Consider the following 15,807-nt stretch of genomic DNA (forward strand, 5'->3'; position numbering starts at 1 on the left):
CCCTTTGCAGGATAAGGCCGCTTAGTGCATGGCATCTTCATCATAAGATCAGGCATGATGAATTCTCGTGATTTTATTAATGTTTTAACCACTTTCCAATCACTTTACCATCTCACACCAAAAGTGAATTGTTCTTCTATTTGCAAATTTATATAATATAAACAACGAATTTCAAGCTATATATAAAGGATGATGCCCGAATGCCAACCCGTTGGCCACACTTCCAAGACCTATGCCCTCCTTTGGGTGACAGCCTCTACTTTAACATAGGAACGTGCGTACCGCTTTTGGAACCGATTCATGAAGCGATCACCCAAGCGAACCGTTCCCTCCAATCCCCATCTCCCAAGCCCTGGTTGGTTACCGAATCAGTCTGCATGGAAGCCCGTCAGAAGCTGGCTTCTCTGTTAGGAGCCCACCCTAGCGAAATCTCGCTGACGGAAAACGGCACTTTCAGCATGAATGCGATCATCGCCGGCATCCCTTGGCAAGCAGGAGATGGAATCATCATCACTGCTCACGAGCATGTCAGCAGTCTCGTACCATGCTTCAACATCGCAAAACGGTACGATCTCTCTGTCACCCTTGTCGATCCCGACGACAAAACAGATGAAGAGATGATCGGCGCGTTGGCTAAAGCCATCGATCAACGCACACGCCTGATCGTCGCAAGCCATGTCACCTGGAACACGGGCCGCATCCTGCCTGTCGCTGACATCTGTCGCCTGGCCCGAGACCACGGCGTGCTCACCCTTATCGACGGAGCGCAAGGCGCTGGAAATGTAGACGTCGATGTTAAAGCCATCGGTTGTGATGCGTATGCTCTCTCCGGCCACAAGTGGTTGTTGGGTCCCACCGGCACCGGCGCTTGTTATATCACCACCAAGCTCGTTGAGCAACTATGGCCCCTTGCAGCAGGCTACCAATCCATCACCGGCTTTTCCCTTGACGGGCAGATAGATTGGAAGATGGATTCACAAAAAATGGAATGCTCCACAAAAAACATCGCCTTAATTGCCGGCTTCACCCGTGGCTTAGAACTCTTGGAGCAGTACCAGCTTCCCGCGGTCACCTCGCAGATCCATCATTTGGCCACCTGGTTCAAACAGCAGCTTCTGCTTCTGCCGGATGTCACTCTGTTCAACGACCTCTCCTTCCCCGCTTCCGGTTTGGTATGCTTCCGTATAGAAGGCCTTGCCCACGAGGAAATCGTGGACTACTGTCTAAAGCACCATCTATACATTCGCCATCTGCCGCGCCCGGAAGGCATCCGCTTTTCCATCCACGCCTTCCATTCCCATACAGAATTGATCCGTGCCCTCGTGATCCTTGAAGCTGCGATTCACCACGCCCGCAAGCAGGGAGGACAACATTCCACTTCCGTCCTCGTCGCCTCGCACCGTGAATAAAAAAAAGCGTCCACCATCATATCAACGCATCTGCACGCATCCCATCACTTTTGCTTTAATCGCCCTCAGGAGTACCCCTCTCATGCTGGGCATGGATGATGCCATCATGTATTAATTTCCTATTTATGAGCAAATAAGTATTAATAATTAATGCATTCCTCAATTAAAAACTGTAACATATTGAATAAATGTGTTATACTTAATAGCGTTCGAGGATAGCACTGTCTCGCTTATCTTCGAATCCCCACAATGAATGGTTTTCTTAACTCTTCCTCGTCTCCGTCGAATCCATTCTAGCGCACCCCCTCGGCGGAGACCTTTTTTTTGCCTTCAGCCTGCACCATACATATGCTTACTGTCGTTTGTTTAAACACTGAAAGATGACTTCCAAACCCTTGGCTTTATCTATTTGAGGTGCTATAATTCTTTTCATTCAATACATCATTTCATAACAGAATTTGAGTATTTTTATCAAATGTGCGCAGTTACCTAGAAAAGATATATACCTTAATTTCGGTATCTGTTCAGGCCAAATGTATTCCATTCTTCTTATTCCCGCGCATCGTTTTTAAATGCAAAGTTGCAATAACAATCAAGATAAAAAAATCAACACAGATCCCCATTTAGCACTTTTCCACCTCCTATCTCGCAAAATAGCCATTATAATCAGTATATACTATGTAGTATGATTTAATATACGCAGCAAGGGGATCCATAGCCGAACACCATATCCAATCAGTAACCAAGCACCCTTTTCCATGATTTATTGTTTTACATCGAACAATAATAGTGATTAACTCTCTCTCTTTCATCAATTCACCATAAAAACGCAACTTACTCCTCTATCAAACAAAAAACCCTTGCAAATGTGCAAGGGTTTGGTTGGTGGGCAGTATAGGAATCGAACCTACGACCTCTTCCGTGTCAAGGAAGCGCTCTCCCTCTGAGCTAACTGCCCAAGTGAAAATATGTAGTTTTTAGATAAGTTGGTGGGCCCAACAGGACTCGAACCTGTGACCGATCGGTTATGAGCCGACTGCTCTACCAACTGAGCTATAGGCCCATGATGGTGAAGTGGCGGAGCTGACGGGATTCGAACCCGCGATCTCCTGCGTGACAGGCAGGCATGTTAGGCCTCTACACCACAGCTCCGAGTTGGTTGCGGGGACAGGATTTGAACCTGCGACCTTCGGGTTATGAGCCCGACGAGCTACCAGACTGCTCCACCCCGCGATATTAATTGTTTTAATCGTCATCAGCGACATTTATTAATATACATCAATTTCTTCAAAAGTGCAAGGCCTTTTTTTAAGATTTTTTATCCCAAATATAACGAACGCCATAACGCCCTTTTTTGGAACGAAACACCTCTACACGCTCCGGGCTATCATACCCGTACAGCCACCAGTCCTCCTGCATTCGTGCCGCCAAACACCGCGCTTGAAAGCGGCTGTCATATAATTTGGCCCAATATACCCATTGCATCATGCGTTCCTCCTTTCATCTCTTATTTTTCGCTGTTTTCCATTTTTCATGCCTAAGGGCGCTTGCACATTTTCCGTTTCGTCCAGAGCGCGCAGACCCTTCCCGCATATGCTATATTAACCCAAGCAACCTTGTCGGGCTTAACTGTTCACGAGCCGACCAATATTCCCTCCTCACGGCCAAATGGTAAAGCCGTTGTCGATTGTGACAACGGCTTATTTGCATCGATAGGCCTGCTATTTGCTCAATCTTCCAGCTGTTGGGCTGAAGCCCGCTCTTCCTCATCGCGCAAACGGTGTGCTAGGCGTCCTGAAGCTGCAGCCGCGACACTGGCGACCAAATCATCCATAAACGTCTGCACCCGTCCACCTTTTTTGGTGTCCAACTCGCGAATGAGCCCAATTTTATGCTTGTCCAAGTGACCAAAGGTAGTGACGGCGATGCTCCCATAGCCCAAAACAGAACCCAAGGCCAATGTTTCATCACAACCAAACAGCCCTTCATCCCCTTTGACAAGGGATAAGAGCGGTTCAGACAACATATTCTGTTCCGCCAAGCGGTCTAACTCAACTCCTACCAGAATAGCGTGTTGCAATTCCCGTTTATTCAGCACGGCCAGCACGCTGTCGACGCACTGCTCCATGGTTAGATTCGGGTTATAAGGGCTCTGCATTTCGTGAACAATTTCAGCAATTGCCTCGATACTGACTCCGCGTTCTTCCAAGCTTTTCATCACTGTACGTTTCACTTCACTGCTGTGTACTCTTCTCATCTGTTTCCCTCCCATAAGCCATCTTACCATAATCAATTGTCCACAAAAGATGCGTGAACCAAAATTTAAAGATATAATATAAGAAATGCGCCATTTTTCTGTTCAAGGAGGGAATGTGTTATGTTTTTCGGCATTGCAGTTTTTCCACAAAAACACGTACAAGACCTAGTCAATTCCTATAGAAAGCGGTACGACCCGCATTACAGCCTCATTCCACCCCATATTACGTTGCGGGAAAAATTTGAACTGCCTGATGAAAAAGTGGAAGACGCGGTCCAGAAATTAGAAGAAATCGCCAAGCAAAACAAGCCCTTCACCATCCAGTTCCACAAAGTGAGCCATTTCTATCCTACCAGCCATACCATCTATCTGGCGATCAAAGACAGCAAACCTTTGGAAACGTTGCACAACCAGATCAGTGCTTCTTTGGATCCCATTCCAATGCCTTATGATTACATCCCACATCTCACCATTGGGCAGAAAATGTCGGAAGAAGAGCTACATGATGTGTATGGCACCCTACGGTTGAGGCAATTTGAATTAGAATCGAAAATTGACCGTTTCCACCTTATGTACCAGCTGGAAAACGGCTCTTGGAGTATTCATCAAACATTCCTGTTGAAAAAATGATCTGATCCGAAAGGATGTCGTCCCATGGCCGTCACCGTCATCATCGCCCAAACACCGATGGAGAGGGAATGGGCTTTTGCCATTCGCCGCCAGGTGTTCGTGATAGAGCAAAAAGTACCTGAAACGCGGGAATCAGATGAATATGATGAGCGATCGTTGCATTTTGTGGCGCTTGAGGACGGACAACCGGTGGGCGCTTGCCGGATGCGGTGGGTTAACCGTAACGTGGCCAAAGCCGAACGGGTCGCTGTGCTACCATCCAAACGCCACAGCGGCGCCGGGCGCCTCATGATGGAAGCGTTAGAAGCCCAAGCCCGCCAAGAACAAGCCCACGCGATCGTCCTCCACGCCCAAATGCCGGTGATCCCGTTTTATGAGAAGCTGGGCTATCACGTCATGGGTGAGCCGTTTGTTGATGCAGGTATCCCGCACGTATCGATGAAGAAGAAGCTGATTTAAAGCTTGGTCAAAATCCCTTCATCCACCGTGCATGTGCCAAGCATCGCATGGTACATCGAGCCGTGCCGTTCCCCATGAAAATCCGATCCGGCCGTCTCGAAAAGCCCAAATGTTTTTGCCATTTCGGCATACCGCTGTTTGGCTTCATCCGTGTGATCCGGATGGTTCACTTCAATGCCGTCCAATCCATTTTCCACCAACAAAGGAATTAAGTCGTCTTGCTCATACAATCCGGGATGAGCGATGACGGCCTTCCCTTTGCTTTGGTGGATCAATTGGATCGCTTCGATCGGGCTGATGCGCGGCGGCGTTACATAAGCTTGCCCATCCCGCCCTAAATATCGGTCAAACGCTTCATCCATTGATTGTACAATCCCCTTGTCAATCAACACTTCAGCAATATGCGGCCGCCCCACATTGTCAGCTTGGCCCTCCCCTTTCTTTTTGGCCATGACTTCCTCCATGGTCACTTCAATCCCCAACTCATTTAATTTTTCGATCATCATGCGATTGCGCGTCTGCCGCACCTCACGTTGCCGCTTCAACTTTTCAAGTAAAGACGGGTCGCGATAATCGATATGTAACCCCAACATATGAATCTCTTTCCCTTGCCACAACGTGCTTATTTCCACTCCCGGGACTACATGGATACCCCATTCGCGTCCTGCGGATAACGCCTCTTCTATTCCGCTGACCGAGTCGTGGTCAGTAATTGCCAATCCGGCAAGCCCCACTTCCTTAGCCAATTTCACCACTTCGGAGGGAGTAAATAATCCGTCCGATCCCGTCGTATGTACATGCAAATCTACACGTCCCACACTACATTCCTCCTGTCAAACAATATATTCATTTTTTCCGACTTGTTGGCCTGATGCACCATCTTACCCATATCATTGTACCGCACCATGCGAAAATTTCACAAAAAAAAGAGGATTACTTATTTCTTGACGAGGGTAATAAAGCGATCACAACGGCAAGATATTTATGCAATTGCGCGCCAAAGCGCTGACAAATGTGTGTGTGCGACCTATGAGCAATATAAGAACCCTGGCCTCTGGTCAAGTCTATCGCCTTTCCCTTTAACCCGACAAATGACAGCCCGCCATGGACCCACACACAGCCTCGCGCAACCGACATGAGAGTCGTGAATGTAAACGAGCACCCGATCCATTTGGGTGCTCGCTTCACTCAGCGTGATTTCTTCCGTTTTTGAATCTCTTCATTAATCCGCTGGGCCAACTGGTCGGGACTCATGTTGGTGGAAGTTGTATTCTCCGTAATTCCCAACTCTTTCCCCGCTTCAGTCATAACTTCTTTGACCAAATCCTTTTGGCCCGCTGGGGTGCGCTTCTGCTTCAAACCCAATTCCTTACTGAACTCTTCGGCGAGCTGGGTCACTTCTTGGCCGTTTTTGCCGCGCGCGTCTTGTTTGATCCCCAGTTCTTTTGCCATTTCATTTATCATCTCTTTGAACTTGTTTTTACGCAAAAAGCCAAACATGAGAAGAGCCCCCCTTTACGCTGAGTGTACTGTTAGTATCTCAACAGATGGAGAGGTTCATGCAAAAATAAGGTAGCCCATGCATTGGTTCAGCACGGCTACCTTATCACTTATGGCCTAACACTTTTAATTGGTTGTCCAATGAAATGATTGGATAAAGCCCATCGATCCGTGTGAAATAACAGCCGGACGGTTCCATCTGTACAGTCCCGTGAACCCAGAAGCGATGCTCACTCCACATGGTGGGCACGCCAAGCAGATTCACTGGCAGCCATTTGTCTTCGATCAACAGCGCCGGACCTGTTGAAGAGAAAGCCAACATCACCATCTGTGTGGAACCAGTTTGCTCGTTGTTGCGATAGTCTGGCTTGACACCATTCTCTTCCATCCATTTTTTCGCTTCAACCGCGACAGGCAACGCGCGGATCAACGAGGCATATACCTTTCTGAATGACAGGTACGCATCGCTGATGCCTTCTTCTTTCAACCAGCGGAACAGATGTTTCAGGGTATTGAGGAAGATTTTTGAACCAGGAGCACTTACTTTGCCTTGATCCAAATACCATACGCTCAAAAAATGGCACAGGACTTCCTCATCCAGCATCGACCAGTCGAACGATTGACCAAAACGCATCGACAAATATTTGTACAACAATTCCAATGAACGGCTGTACAAAGTTTGCGTTCCCTTTTGTAATGTGGCCACATGGTTGAAATAAAACTGTTCCAAATGTTGCATCACTCGCAAAGGCAATTCCTCTTCTTTCGGCTCAACGACCGGCCAGAAAGCCGTTTCTTCCACCATGGGCTCTGTCACAACAGGCGCAGATAACATCCCTTGCTCGACCTCTTCTGTTCGTTTGATAGACCAACCGAAAACCTTCCAACCGTTTTCCCAGGTGGTGTATTCCTGACGTTCTTCTTCTGGATGATTGTATTTCTCAAGCTGCACGAGTATCTCCCCTCTCATCTCATGCGCGAAAGATGTATAAGGGCCAAAGAATTCATATCGTTGACCAACACGAAGCAATCGAGTAAAAACAAGCTTTTCCCTGGGAATCGATTCCCCTTTTTGAATCTGGACTTGCTCTTTCGTTGTCAAGGATGTCAAGGTCAGGGTGTGTTCGTCGGTCTGTGAAATTTCGTAGCAGGTAAAGGTTGACTCGCTCATATTGCGGGCCATGCGTTCCTTGTGCGGGGCATTGCGAATGGTAGAGCGCCACACTTCTACCGGTCGCCGGCGGTTTAAACAAGGTGCGTCAAACAGGAGCCAAAAGCGAAAGTAAGTGGCATATTCTTGGGAAATCGGCTGGTCTAAAGGCAACTGCATGAGTTTTTTAAAGCGTTGTGCCCATCTTTTCTGCATCTCAGGTGAGATCCGCCCTGTAAACCAATGTTGCAGATCGACCAAGAGGTCGTGTTTTAAGCGGCTCTCTCTTTCAGCTCTGGCCTTTTCCACTGAATCAAGCGCTACAACTCTCTCACAACATTTCTTATACTTCTTCCCACTGCCGCAGGGGCAAGGTTCATTCCGGCCTACCATACTCACACCTCGGATGCTAGTTTCCTTGCCATTAAGTATATATGAAAGGTTAGGATATGACAAAGAGATTTTTTCCACAAAAACCCATTCCGCATATCCTTCTCACCTGTCCATTCACTGGACAATCACACGGTATCGGGGTGGCAATATGACCCCGAAGTCGTTTCATGCTTCTGCTCATCCTAAATGCCATTTTCCCAATTTGCTTTGTATCCTGGAGTAACTATACCTTTATTTTAACGATTTAAAACACGCTTTTGAAGAAAATTTTTCCGAGGGATGGAAGAAATGGATAGTTGAATAAAGGGATGATTGAGAGATAAAGGGAGCCACGGAAGATTCTTATTTAATGATTCCATGTCAGAAATAAAAAACCCTGCAATGAATTGCTCATCGCAAGGTTTTTTTTCACTCATTTTAAAATCTTGATAGTTACTGTCCGGCGACCCCATTTGAGTGCCTCAGCCCGCGTTTCAAAGAACAGGTCAATGATATGACCGTTGACCGCGCCACCTGTATCTTCAGCAACACCATAGCCGTAGCCCGGTATATACATTTTGGTTCCGAGCGGAATCACACTGGGATCCACCGCGATGGTGCCCCGCTTGGGGTAAGTGCCGGTCGCCGTACGGCTTCCGGTATGGGTGTAACCTGTCGCCTCCACTGTTAATGTCTTGGCTGAAGTCAGATCCACATCATCTTTTTTCGCCATCTCTTTATTCGTGCCAATGCTCACGATTTTGTCGACGGGCTTGATTGTTTGGACAAGTCTTTCCGTTGCTTTGGGTTTACCGTCTTCCATGACTGGCATGCCGTTTTTGTAGACGAGGAGGACTTCGTAAATCTTTTTCCCTTCCTCCCCTTCTTTTTTCACTTCTTTTTTTCCTTCTGCTAATTTATCTGTTTTTATCTCTTTCGTGCTATAAGGGATTTCTTCCACTCTTTTCTGCAGCCTTTGCTCGATGCGATCGACCACGATATTGGTACCGTTCATGATCTTCTTATCCAGCGGCATGTTTAGCTCATCCCACTCGGTCAGAACAACCTTTTTCTCTTGCAAAACTCCTTTTACTGTGGGCTGCAAGGTTTCAAAGGTGCCAAAGTCCTTGCCCGCCACACGCAAGGAAACTTTGCACTTGCACTTCAATGTAATCTCGCTGTGGCCTTCGATTTTTTGATCCCAACCGATGCTTGGCTGGTAGCGCTGTTTTAACTCGTCAATCTTATGGCCTTGGCCTTCCAGCGCTTCTGCCAATGTATCTCTTGAGCGTTCAAATTGCAGTGCTTTATCTTGATCGCTGAAAGTAATTTTCACTGTTTGTGAGGAACCGGAACAGCCCGTGAGCAGGATGAAAAACATCGCGAGGCTGGGTAGAAGGAACTTTTTCATCGACATCCTCCTTCTGCAGTAAAGCCTAAGCAATGAAGCCATTATAGCAGATGTTTTCTCCCTAATCTATGACTCTAGCAGGATTGTCATAGATTCATCCATTTTAATTGAGATTTATGCCCACGGAACCTGGCTTATGACCGCTCGCGACAATTTATTCCACTTCTTCCAGCAAAACCGCCTGTTTGGGCGCAACCGGAACCTTTCGCGGTTTAGCATGAATTTCTTCCGGCCCATAAATAGAAATGAGCAATCGGCCGTTGCTGGCTTTAGCCACTATCAAAATCGGTTCGTTCAACTGGTTTTGAAACTTAAAATCCGGCCCGCCCCAAGACACCGTGGCATCCCGGCCCTTCGGCACATAGGCCACCTGTTTGCTATGCCTTTGCCGTTCTACAATCTTGAGCCCAGCCTTGTCCACGCTATTGTACAAAGTAGACGAGGTTTGGCAAATTCCTCCGCCAACCCCTTCACTGTATTCCCCTTTAACAATGATGCGGGCGAGACGGTAACCCCTGGCCTGCGAGCGCGGCCCAACTGTCTTATTAAACGAAAACACCTCACCGGGCATCAACACTTTATGATCAATCGCTTCTGTCGCCAGATGAATATTGTGCGCGCGATTTCTGTTCCATTCATTGTAATAAGTAAGATAACTTCCGATTTGTTTCTCTTTCAACCTCCGCAGTTTCGCCGCTGTCAGCCTGGGTTTTACTATGTTGACCGGAACTGCGAGCGGTTGGCCCATGACCTCATGGATGCGATCAAACCACTCCTCAATGCGTTGGCGATCCACTATCAACCCCGCTTGCTCTGGGACAATCCGTCGCTCGTGGTAGTAAGCGGAGCGCGCAGGACGATTCAAGTCCCGTTCGAGAACGCCGGCTATCCACTCCAGCGCCAACGTGCGGTTCAATGTAGTGGGATCAATCCCGTCAAACCCAATGTCGCGCAAAGGAAAAACCCAGCGTTGGCCCTTATGCTCCAGCACCAAGGTGGGAGCAAAAGATGAATCAGCTTCCACAGCCGCTGGGACAGGAAAAGACGCAGCCACAACAGGCACAGACGGCATCGAGATCAACAAGGCGACCAGGGGAATCAGCAAAATGACATACATGTTCTTGTTCATCGCCGCACTCCCTTTTTTTCGCTTAGTGTGCATCAAAACGAACCTGGCTATGACCTTTCACAATCAAGCAGTGGTTCCGGAACAATAATTGTGCTGGAGAGCGGCGGATTGGACACGTGGTATCCCGGAGCATTCATGTTCATTATTGAACATTTACGATGTGATTTGATGTTTATTTGTTGAATTTTGTTGTCAAAGTTAGTGAAATAGTGTACAAAGTAGTTATGTGAACGTATAATGAAAAAGAAAATGAACAGGTAGGAAGTGATTGGATGGATTCAGTATTCTGGAGTCGCGTACTTACGGAAACGACATTGGCTTTCCATATCATCTGGGCGACCATCGGGGTGGGGGTACCTGTTTTCATCTCCCTTGCCGAATATTGGGGAATCCGCACCAAAGATCCCCACTATATCCTGCTTGCCCGAAGATGGACCCGTGGCTTTGTCATCACAGTGGCTGTTGGTGTGGTGACGGGAACATGCATCGGGATCATGCTTTCCCTGCTGTGGCCCAAATTCATGCAATTAGCTGGAAACATCATCAGCTTGCCACTCTTTATGGAAACGTTCGCCTTTTTCTTTGAAGCGATTTTCTTGGGTATCTATCTGTACACATGGGATAGGTTTAAAAAACCGATTATCCACTGGCTGACTTCCATTCCCATCATCATCGGCTCAACCATGTCCGCCGTGTTTATCACGATGGTAAACGCTTTCATGAACACGCCAGCCGGATTCACCATCGCCGCCGATGGCAAACTGATGGACATCGATCCCATCGCAGCCATGCTAAACCCGGCCACACCATCAAAAGTGGCCCATGTCGTCTCATCTGCTTATCTGACCAGCGGCTTCTTGTTGGCTGCCATCGCCGCATACCATATCTTGCGCGGCAATAAGCACGCCTATTATAAAAAAGCATTGCGGTTAACCATGATCGCCGGTCTCATCTTCTCCTTGCTCACATTTGTGGCCGGAGACATTTCCGGCAAGTTCTTGGCCAAATACCAACCTGCCAAATTGGCCGCAGCCGAATGGCATTTTGAGACGCAATCAGAAGCGCCCCTCTACTTTGGAGGCGTGCTGGATAAGGAAACGAATGAAGTTCACTACGCCATCAAAATTCCGAATGCCTTAAGCATCCTGGCAGGCAATTCAACCAAAACGGAAGTGATCGGTTTAAACGATATTCCAAAGGAGAACCACCCGCCGCTGTACATCCATTATCTCTTCGACATCATGGTTGCGATCGGCGTATACCTGGCACTGGTCTCTGCCGTCTTCCTGTACTGTTGGTGGAGAAAAAAAGGGAGCGAATGGAACAAATGGCTGCTAAGCGCGATTATCCTTGGGGGGCCGCTCTCATTTATCGCCATTGAATGCGGCTGGATTTTCGCCGAGGTCGGTCGCTTGCCATGGATTATCACCGGTATCATGCGTGTGGACAAAGCTGCGACCACCTCAGATAGTGTTGCGCTGATGACTATTTTGTTCTCTATCCTGTACCTCATCCTGACCATTGTCGCATTGGTCGTTCTCAATCGCCTCTTCAAAAACCAACCCGCTGAAGCGGAGCTTGAGAACATGCTCGCAGGGGAACAAAAGGGGTGAAAGATCATGAAATTAGAAATCATCGGGATTACGGTCCTATGGGTTTTTCTGTACGGGTATCTGATTGTGGCATCGATTGATTTTGGAGCCGGGTTCTTTTCGTACTACAGCATGTTGACCAAAAAAGACCATATCATCAATAACATCATCAGTCGCTATTTGTCGCCGGTCTGGGAAGTTACCAACGTTTTTCTCATCTTTTTTGTCGTCGGTTGCGTCGGCTTCTTTCCAGACACCGCTTATTATTATGGCACGGCATTGTTGATTCCCGGTTCCATCGCGTTGATTCTGTTGACGATCCGCGGCTCCTTTTACGCTTTTGCCAATTACGGCGCCCGCCAGAGCCGCGTGTATATGTTCTTGTACGGCATGACCGGTTTGTTCATTCCCGCTTCGCTGTCCACCGTCTTAACCATTTCGGAAGGTGGATTTATTGAAAAAGTTGGCACGGAAGTGGTTTTCCACGCAGATCGTCTATTGACCAGCCCCTATTCTTGGAGCGTGGTGTTCTTGGCTCTGGTGAGCATTTTGTACATCAGCGCCAGCTTTCTCACCTTTTACGCTGATCGGGCCGGAGACACAGCTGCTCGTGAGCTGTTGCGCAAATACACGTTATTCTGGAGCGGCCCTACCATTCTCGCCAGTCTGCTGGTATTTTGGAGCTTATCCAAACATAATCCGGTTCATTTCGAGAACGCTCTCTCCATTGGCTGGATGTTTGGCGCTTCCTTCCTCTGTTTCTGTGTCGCAGTCTATCTGATGTGGAAGCGTCAGAACTTAGGAATTCAATTTATCTTTGTCATGTTCCAATTCGCTTACGCTTTCTTCGGTTACGGAATGTCACATATGCCTTATCTGTTATATGATTACGTCACCATTTCGAGTGCGCTGACAAACAGTACCATGGGTTGGGCCTTGGTCGGCGCCTTTATCGCCGGTTTATTCTTGCTCATCCCTTCCATCGCACTGTTGATGTGGCTGTTCTTGTTTAACGCCAAATATGTGCGCGGTGAAAAATAATTCCAAAACCCCCCGGTGAGTATCGGGGGGCTTTTCGCATGCACATCGAAGATTATGGTTGTTGCCGACATGCTTCCACAAACGCCGAAAACAAGTTGGCAGCGTCAGAATCGATATGCACCATCTCTTCTGGATGCCATTGAACGGCCAACACAAATCGATGCTGTTCGCTTTCAAACGCTTCCACCACACCATCCCGAGACACCGCACTCACTCGCAAGGGCGCCAGCACTTCCCTGACCGCTTGATGATGGAAGCTGTTAACCTTAGCCACCGACTTGCAATAAATTTGGTGGAGAAGCGTGCCTTCTTCGATATGAATCGTGTGGGAGGCATGGTATCGCGGAGCTTGTTGAGCGTGTTGCAACAAGTCACTCTTTTGTGAGGGAAGATCTTGGAACATCCCTCCGCCCAAAGCAACATTCAGGATTTGGCACCCCCGGCAGATGCCCAAGATCGGTTTATCTTGAGAAATGAATTGTTCGATGAGCGCGATCTCCATCTCGTCCCGGTCGGGATCGATCCGCCCCAATCCCGGCAAAGGCTCTTCGTCAAACAATGTGGGGTCGATGTCACCTCCTCCCGACAACAACAGGCCGTCCAGTACCCGGCTCATCTCTTTAATCACTGAGTCCGAAGTAGTATACGGGATTAACAAGGGCACACCGCCCGCTTGGATGACTGCATCGCTGTATGCTCTTGACAAAATCTGTTGCTGTTCGTGTTCCCGAGACATCGTGATCCCAATGATCGGGTTCATTCTCCACACTCCCCAGTCTGGATTTATCATGTTTGCTGATGCGCATTGCACAGAATATTTCCATCTGTATGAATCATTCGCATGCAGTGTATTCACTTCCATTATAAAAGAGTTCATCCATATGTTAAGTTAGACATTTAACTCCCCTTTATAGAGAGTTTGTGCCATTCAAAAAAGCCCCAGGCATCTACCTGAGGCTCCATATATCGCATGTCACTCAATCGTTTACTGTCGCCCGTTCATCAAAGAAGAAACGAATAGCGTAAATCCCCGCCAAGCCAACTAAGCTGTAAATCACCCGACTGAATGCGGAAGATTCCCGAATCGTGTCACCGCCAAATATCGCCGCTACCAAGTCCCACTGAAACAATCCAATCAACAGCCAATTCAACGCTCCGATAATAACCAAGGTTAGGGCAAAACTTCTCATTCCCTGTCCTCCTTTCCATGGCGAGGTCTACTCATAGTATGGCTTCAAACCATGGAGTTTATAACCATCCCACCATGACGAAAAAACGCCCCCGCCAGGACGAAATGCCCTGACAGGGGCGCATGAACGACCGTCACACCTTCACTTCCTCTTTGGTGTCGGCCGCTTGCTTGCGGTAATACTCTTCAGCGAGTTTGTCAATTTCTTTCTTCAGTTCGGCAACCATGTCTTTTTCAGGGATTTTGCGCACAATCTGGCCGTGTCTGAACAATAGCCCTTCTCCCCGTGCACCGGCGATCCCGATGTCCGCTTCTTTCGCCTCACCGGGCCCGTTGACTGCACATCCGAGCACGGACACTTTGATCGGCGCTTTGACAGTCGAAATGTATTCTTCAATCTCATTGGCAATGCTAATGAGGTCAATTTCGATCCGGCCGCACGTGGGGCAAGAGATCAACGTAGCAACATTGGCAGCCAAACCAAACGATTTCAACAACTCGCGCGCCACTTTCACTTCTTCCACAGGATCGGCGCTCAGGCTGATACGAACGGTGTTACCGATGCCCATTGCCAATAAAGCACCCAATCCGGCAGAGCTTTTGATCGTGCCGGAGAAAAGCGTGCCTGATTCGGTAATTCCCAGATGCAATGGGTAAGGGAACGTTTCCGCCGCTTTTCGGTACGCTTCAATCGCCAAACGCACATCCGACGCCTTCATGGAAATAATGATATCTTTAAAATCGAGATCTTCCAGAATGCCTACATGATGCTTGGCACTTTCGATCATACCATCCGCGGTGGGATAACCGTATTTATCCAAAATCCGCTTTTCCAATGAGCCGGCGTTAACTCCAATCCGAATCGGAATCCCCCGTTCTTTGGCCGCTTTCACTACCGCTTCCACTTTTTCGCGGCGCCCAATGTTCCCCGGGTTGATGCGGATTTTATCAATGCCGCCTTCGATCGCTTTCAAGGCCAGCTTATAGTCAAAATGAATGTCAGCAACAAGCGGAATGTTTATCTCTTTTTTGATATCCGCAATCGCTTCCGCGGCACGCATGTCCGGACAAGCGACACGCACAATTTGACATCCTGCTTCTTCCAAACGCTTGATTTCCGCGACAGTGGCTTTTACATCATGTGTCTTGGTCGTGGTCATGCTTTGGATGACCACTTGGTCGTTCCCACCGATTTGTATGTTTCCGACCTTAACCACTCTTGTTTCCGTACGATGATACATAAAGGATTCTCTCCTTTTTACGACAACATGGCATCATGTTTCATGATTATCAATTAGGACTTGGAAACTTCAATTACAAAGTATACCACACATATATAAAGAAAAGGAGCATCATCTGCTCCTTCACATAATCTTTCATTTTCAACTTCATTTGTGGTGAGCCAATTCATTCAGCTTCTCTGATGGAACGCTTAGTCATGGTGCGACTTCTTAGCCGGGACCGTTGTTTGTCAACGGCCATCTTCATAGAAAAAGGAATCAATCCAAACCATCTGACCGTCCATGGCACCCTTCTCATCTGTTTTAATTCTTTCCGTTCGTGCTTGGGCGTCTCAACGTACCATAGCCAGCGTTCCAATAGATAACAGACCCAATCCTTGAAAGACATATCGCCCCACCTCACCACTAGCATAGCCGATGCCGTCCG

At 47.9% G+C, this 15,807-nt stretch carries 16 protein-coding genes and 4 tRNA genes; 5 read left to right on the top strand and 15 right to left on the bottom strand.

What is annotated here, in order from left to right; translation table 11 throughout:
• Positions 1 to 200 precede the first annotated feature (200 nt).
• Positions 201 to 1,409, top strand: a complete 1,209-nt coding sequence (locus tag EDC32_RS11705) for an aminotransferase class V-fold PLP-dependent enzyme (RefSeq protein WP_132222411.1) — start codon at positions 201 to 203, stop codon at positions 1,407 to 1,409.
• A gap of 883 nt (positions 1,410 to 2,292) precedes the next feature.
• On the opposite strand, the gene EDC32_RS11710 is transcribed toward EDC32_RS11705, so the two are convergent.
• The 6 genes from EDC32_RS11710 to EDC32_RS11735 form a co-directional block, all read right to left on the bottom strand.
• Positions 2,293 to 2,367, bottom strand: a tRNA-Val gene (locus tag EDC32_RS11710).
• A 29-nt stretch (positions 2,368 to 2,396) separates the two neighbouring features.
• Positions 2,397 to 2,472, bottom strand: a tRNA-Ile gene (locus EDC32_RS11715).
• A gap of 12 nt (positions 2,473 to 2,484) precedes the next feature.
• Positions 2,485 to 2,561 (bottom strand) — tRNA-Asp (locus EDC32_RS11720).
• Positions 2,562 to 2,565: 4 nt separating this feature from the next.
• Positions 2,566 to 2,642, bottom strand: a tRNA-Met gene (locus EDC32_RS11725).
• A 75-nt stretch (positions 2,643 to 2,717) separates the two neighbouring features.
• Entirely contained in the window at positions 2,718 to 2,897 is a 180-nt protein-coding gene (locus tag EDC32_RS11730) for a hypothetical protein (RefSeq protein WP_132222414.1), read from the bottom strand.
• Positions 2,898 to 3,138: 241 nt separating this feature from the next.
• Positions 3,139 to 3,666, bottom strand: a complete 528-nt coding sequence (locus EDC32_RS11735) for a phosphatidylglycerophosphatase A family protein (protein ID WP_132222416.1) — start codon at positions 3,664 to 3,666, stop codon at positions 3,139 to 3,141.
• A gap of 120 nt (positions 3,667 to 3,786) precedes the next feature.
• Here EDC32_RS11735 and EDC32_RS11740 point away from each other — a divergent pair, with 120 nt between their 5' ends.
• The gene (locus tag EDC32_RS11740) at positions 3,787 to 4,296 is read left to right on the top strand and encodes a 2'-5' RNA ligase family protein (RefSeq protein WP_022736572.1); all 510 of its coding nucleotides are present in this window, start codon (positions 3,787 to 3,789) and stop codon (positions 4,294 to 4,296) included.
• Between the two features lie 24 nt (positions 4,297 to 4,320).
• On the top strand, positions 4,321 to 4,755 hold the full coding sequence (locus tag EDC32_RS11745; protein ID WP_132222418.1) for a GNAT family N-acetyltransferase: 435 nt from the start codon (positions 4,321 to 4,323) through the stop codon (positions 4,753 to 4,755).
• Here EDC32_RS11745 and EDC32_RS11750 read toward each other — a convergent pair.
• The 5 genes from EDC32_RS11750 to EDC32_RS11770 all read right to left on the bottom strand — a co-directional run bounded on the left by EDC32_RS11750 (position 4,752) and on the right by EDC32_RS11770 (position 10,317).
• The gene (locus EDC32_RS11750; RefSeq protein ID WP_132222420.1) at positions 4,752 to 5,573 is read right to left on the bottom strand and encodes a PHP domain-containing protein; all 822 of its coding nucleotides are present in this window, start codon (positions 5,571 to 5,573) and stop codon (positions 4,752 to 4,754) included. The two genes, EDC32_RS11745 and EDC32_RS11750, sit on opposite strands and share 4 nt — an antisense overlap.
• 370 nt (positions 5,574 to 5,943) lie before the next feature.
• Entirely contained in the window at positions 5,944 to 6,255 is a 312-nt protein-coding gene (locus EDC32_RS11755) for a hypothetical protein (RefSeq protein WP_132222422.1), read from the bottom strand.
• A gap of 106 nt (positions 6,256 to 6,361) precedes the next feature.
• Positions 6,362 to 7,798 carry a YecA family protein gene (locus EDC32_RS16665; RefSeq protein WP_246026936.1) on the bottom strand — a complete coding sequence of 479 codons (1,437 nt, stop codon included), beginning with the start codon at positions 7,796 to 7,798 and terminating at the stop codon, positions 6,362 to 6,364.
• A gap of 412 nt (positions 7,799 to 8,210) precedes the next feature.
• Positions 8,211 to 9,188: a 3D domain-containing protein gene (locus EDC32_RS11765; protein WP_158283352.1), complete on the bottom strand. Its 978-nt coding sequence runs from the start codon at positions 9,186 to 9,188 to the stop codon at positions 8,211 to 8,213.
• Between the two features lie 154 nt (positions 9,189 to 9,342).
• Positions 9,343 to 10,317 (bottom strand): VanW family protein, encoded by a 975-nt coding sequence (locus EDC32_RS11770; protein ID WP_158283353.1) that lies wholly within the window; start codon positions 10,315 to 10,317, stop codon positions 9,343 to 9,345.
• A 272-nt stretch (positions 10,318 to 10,589) separates the two neighbouring features.
• On the opposite strand from EDC32_RS11770, the gene EDC32_RS11775 reads away from it, so the two are divergent.
• Positions 10,590 to 11,930 carry a cytochrome ubiquinol oxidase subunit I gene (locus EDC32_RS11775; protein WP_132222428.1) on the top strand — a complete coding sequence of 447 codons (1,341 nt, stop codon included), beginning with the start codon at positions 10,590 to 10,592 and terminating at the stop codon, positions 11,928 to 11,930.
• A gap of 6 nt (positions 11,931 to 11,936) precedes the next feature.
• Positions 11,937 to 12,950 (top strand): cytochrome d ubiquinol oxidase subunit II, encoded by a 1,014-nt coding sequence (locus tag EDC32_RS11780; RefSeq protein WP_102992914.1) that lies wholly within the window; start codon positions 11,937 to 11,939, stop codon positions 12,948 to 12,950.
• Positions 12,951 to 13,002: 52 nt separating this feature from the next.
• On the opposite strand, the gene EDC32_RS11785 is transcribed toward EDC32_RS11780, so the two are convergent.
• The 4 genes from EDC32_RS11785 to EDC32_RS11800 form a co-directional block, all read right to left on the bottom strand.
• Complete coding sequence (locus EDC32_RS11785) at positions 13,003 to 13,710, bottom strand: gamma-glutamyl-gamma-aminobutyrate hydrolase family protein (protein ID WP_132222430.1); 708 nt, start codon at positions 13,708 to 13,710, stop codon at positions 13,003 to 13,005.
• Positions 13,711 to 13,927: 217 nt separating this feature from the next.
• Positions 13,928 to 14,140: a DUF378 domain-containing protein gene (locus EDC32_RS11790; protein ID WP_102992916.1), complete on the bottom strand. Its 213-nt coding sequence runs from the start codon at positions 14,138 to 14,140 to the stop codon at positions 13,928 to 13,930.
• 133 nt (positions 14,141 to 14,273) lie between these two features.
• Entirely contained in the window at positions 14,274 to 15,380 is a 1,107-nt protein-coding gene (ispG, locus tag EDC32_RS11795; protein ID WP_132222432.1) for a flavodoxin-dependent (E)-4-hydroxy-3-methylbut-2-enyl-diphosphate synthase, read from the bottom strand.
• 166 nt (positions 15,381 to 15,546) lie between these two features.
• A complete protein-coding gene (locus EDC32_RS11800; protein WP_158283354.1) occupies positions 15,547 to 15,768 on the bottom strand; it encodes a YqzE family protein in 222 nt (73 codons plus the stop codon).
• Positions 15,769 to 15,807 lie beyond the last annotated feature (39 nt).

The sequence above is a fragment of the Laceyella sacchari genome, assembly GCF_004343255.1.
GTDB classification, from domain to species: domain Bacteria; phylum Bacillota; class Bacilli; order Thermoactinomycetales; family Thermoactinomycetaceae; genus Laceyella; species Laceyella sacchari.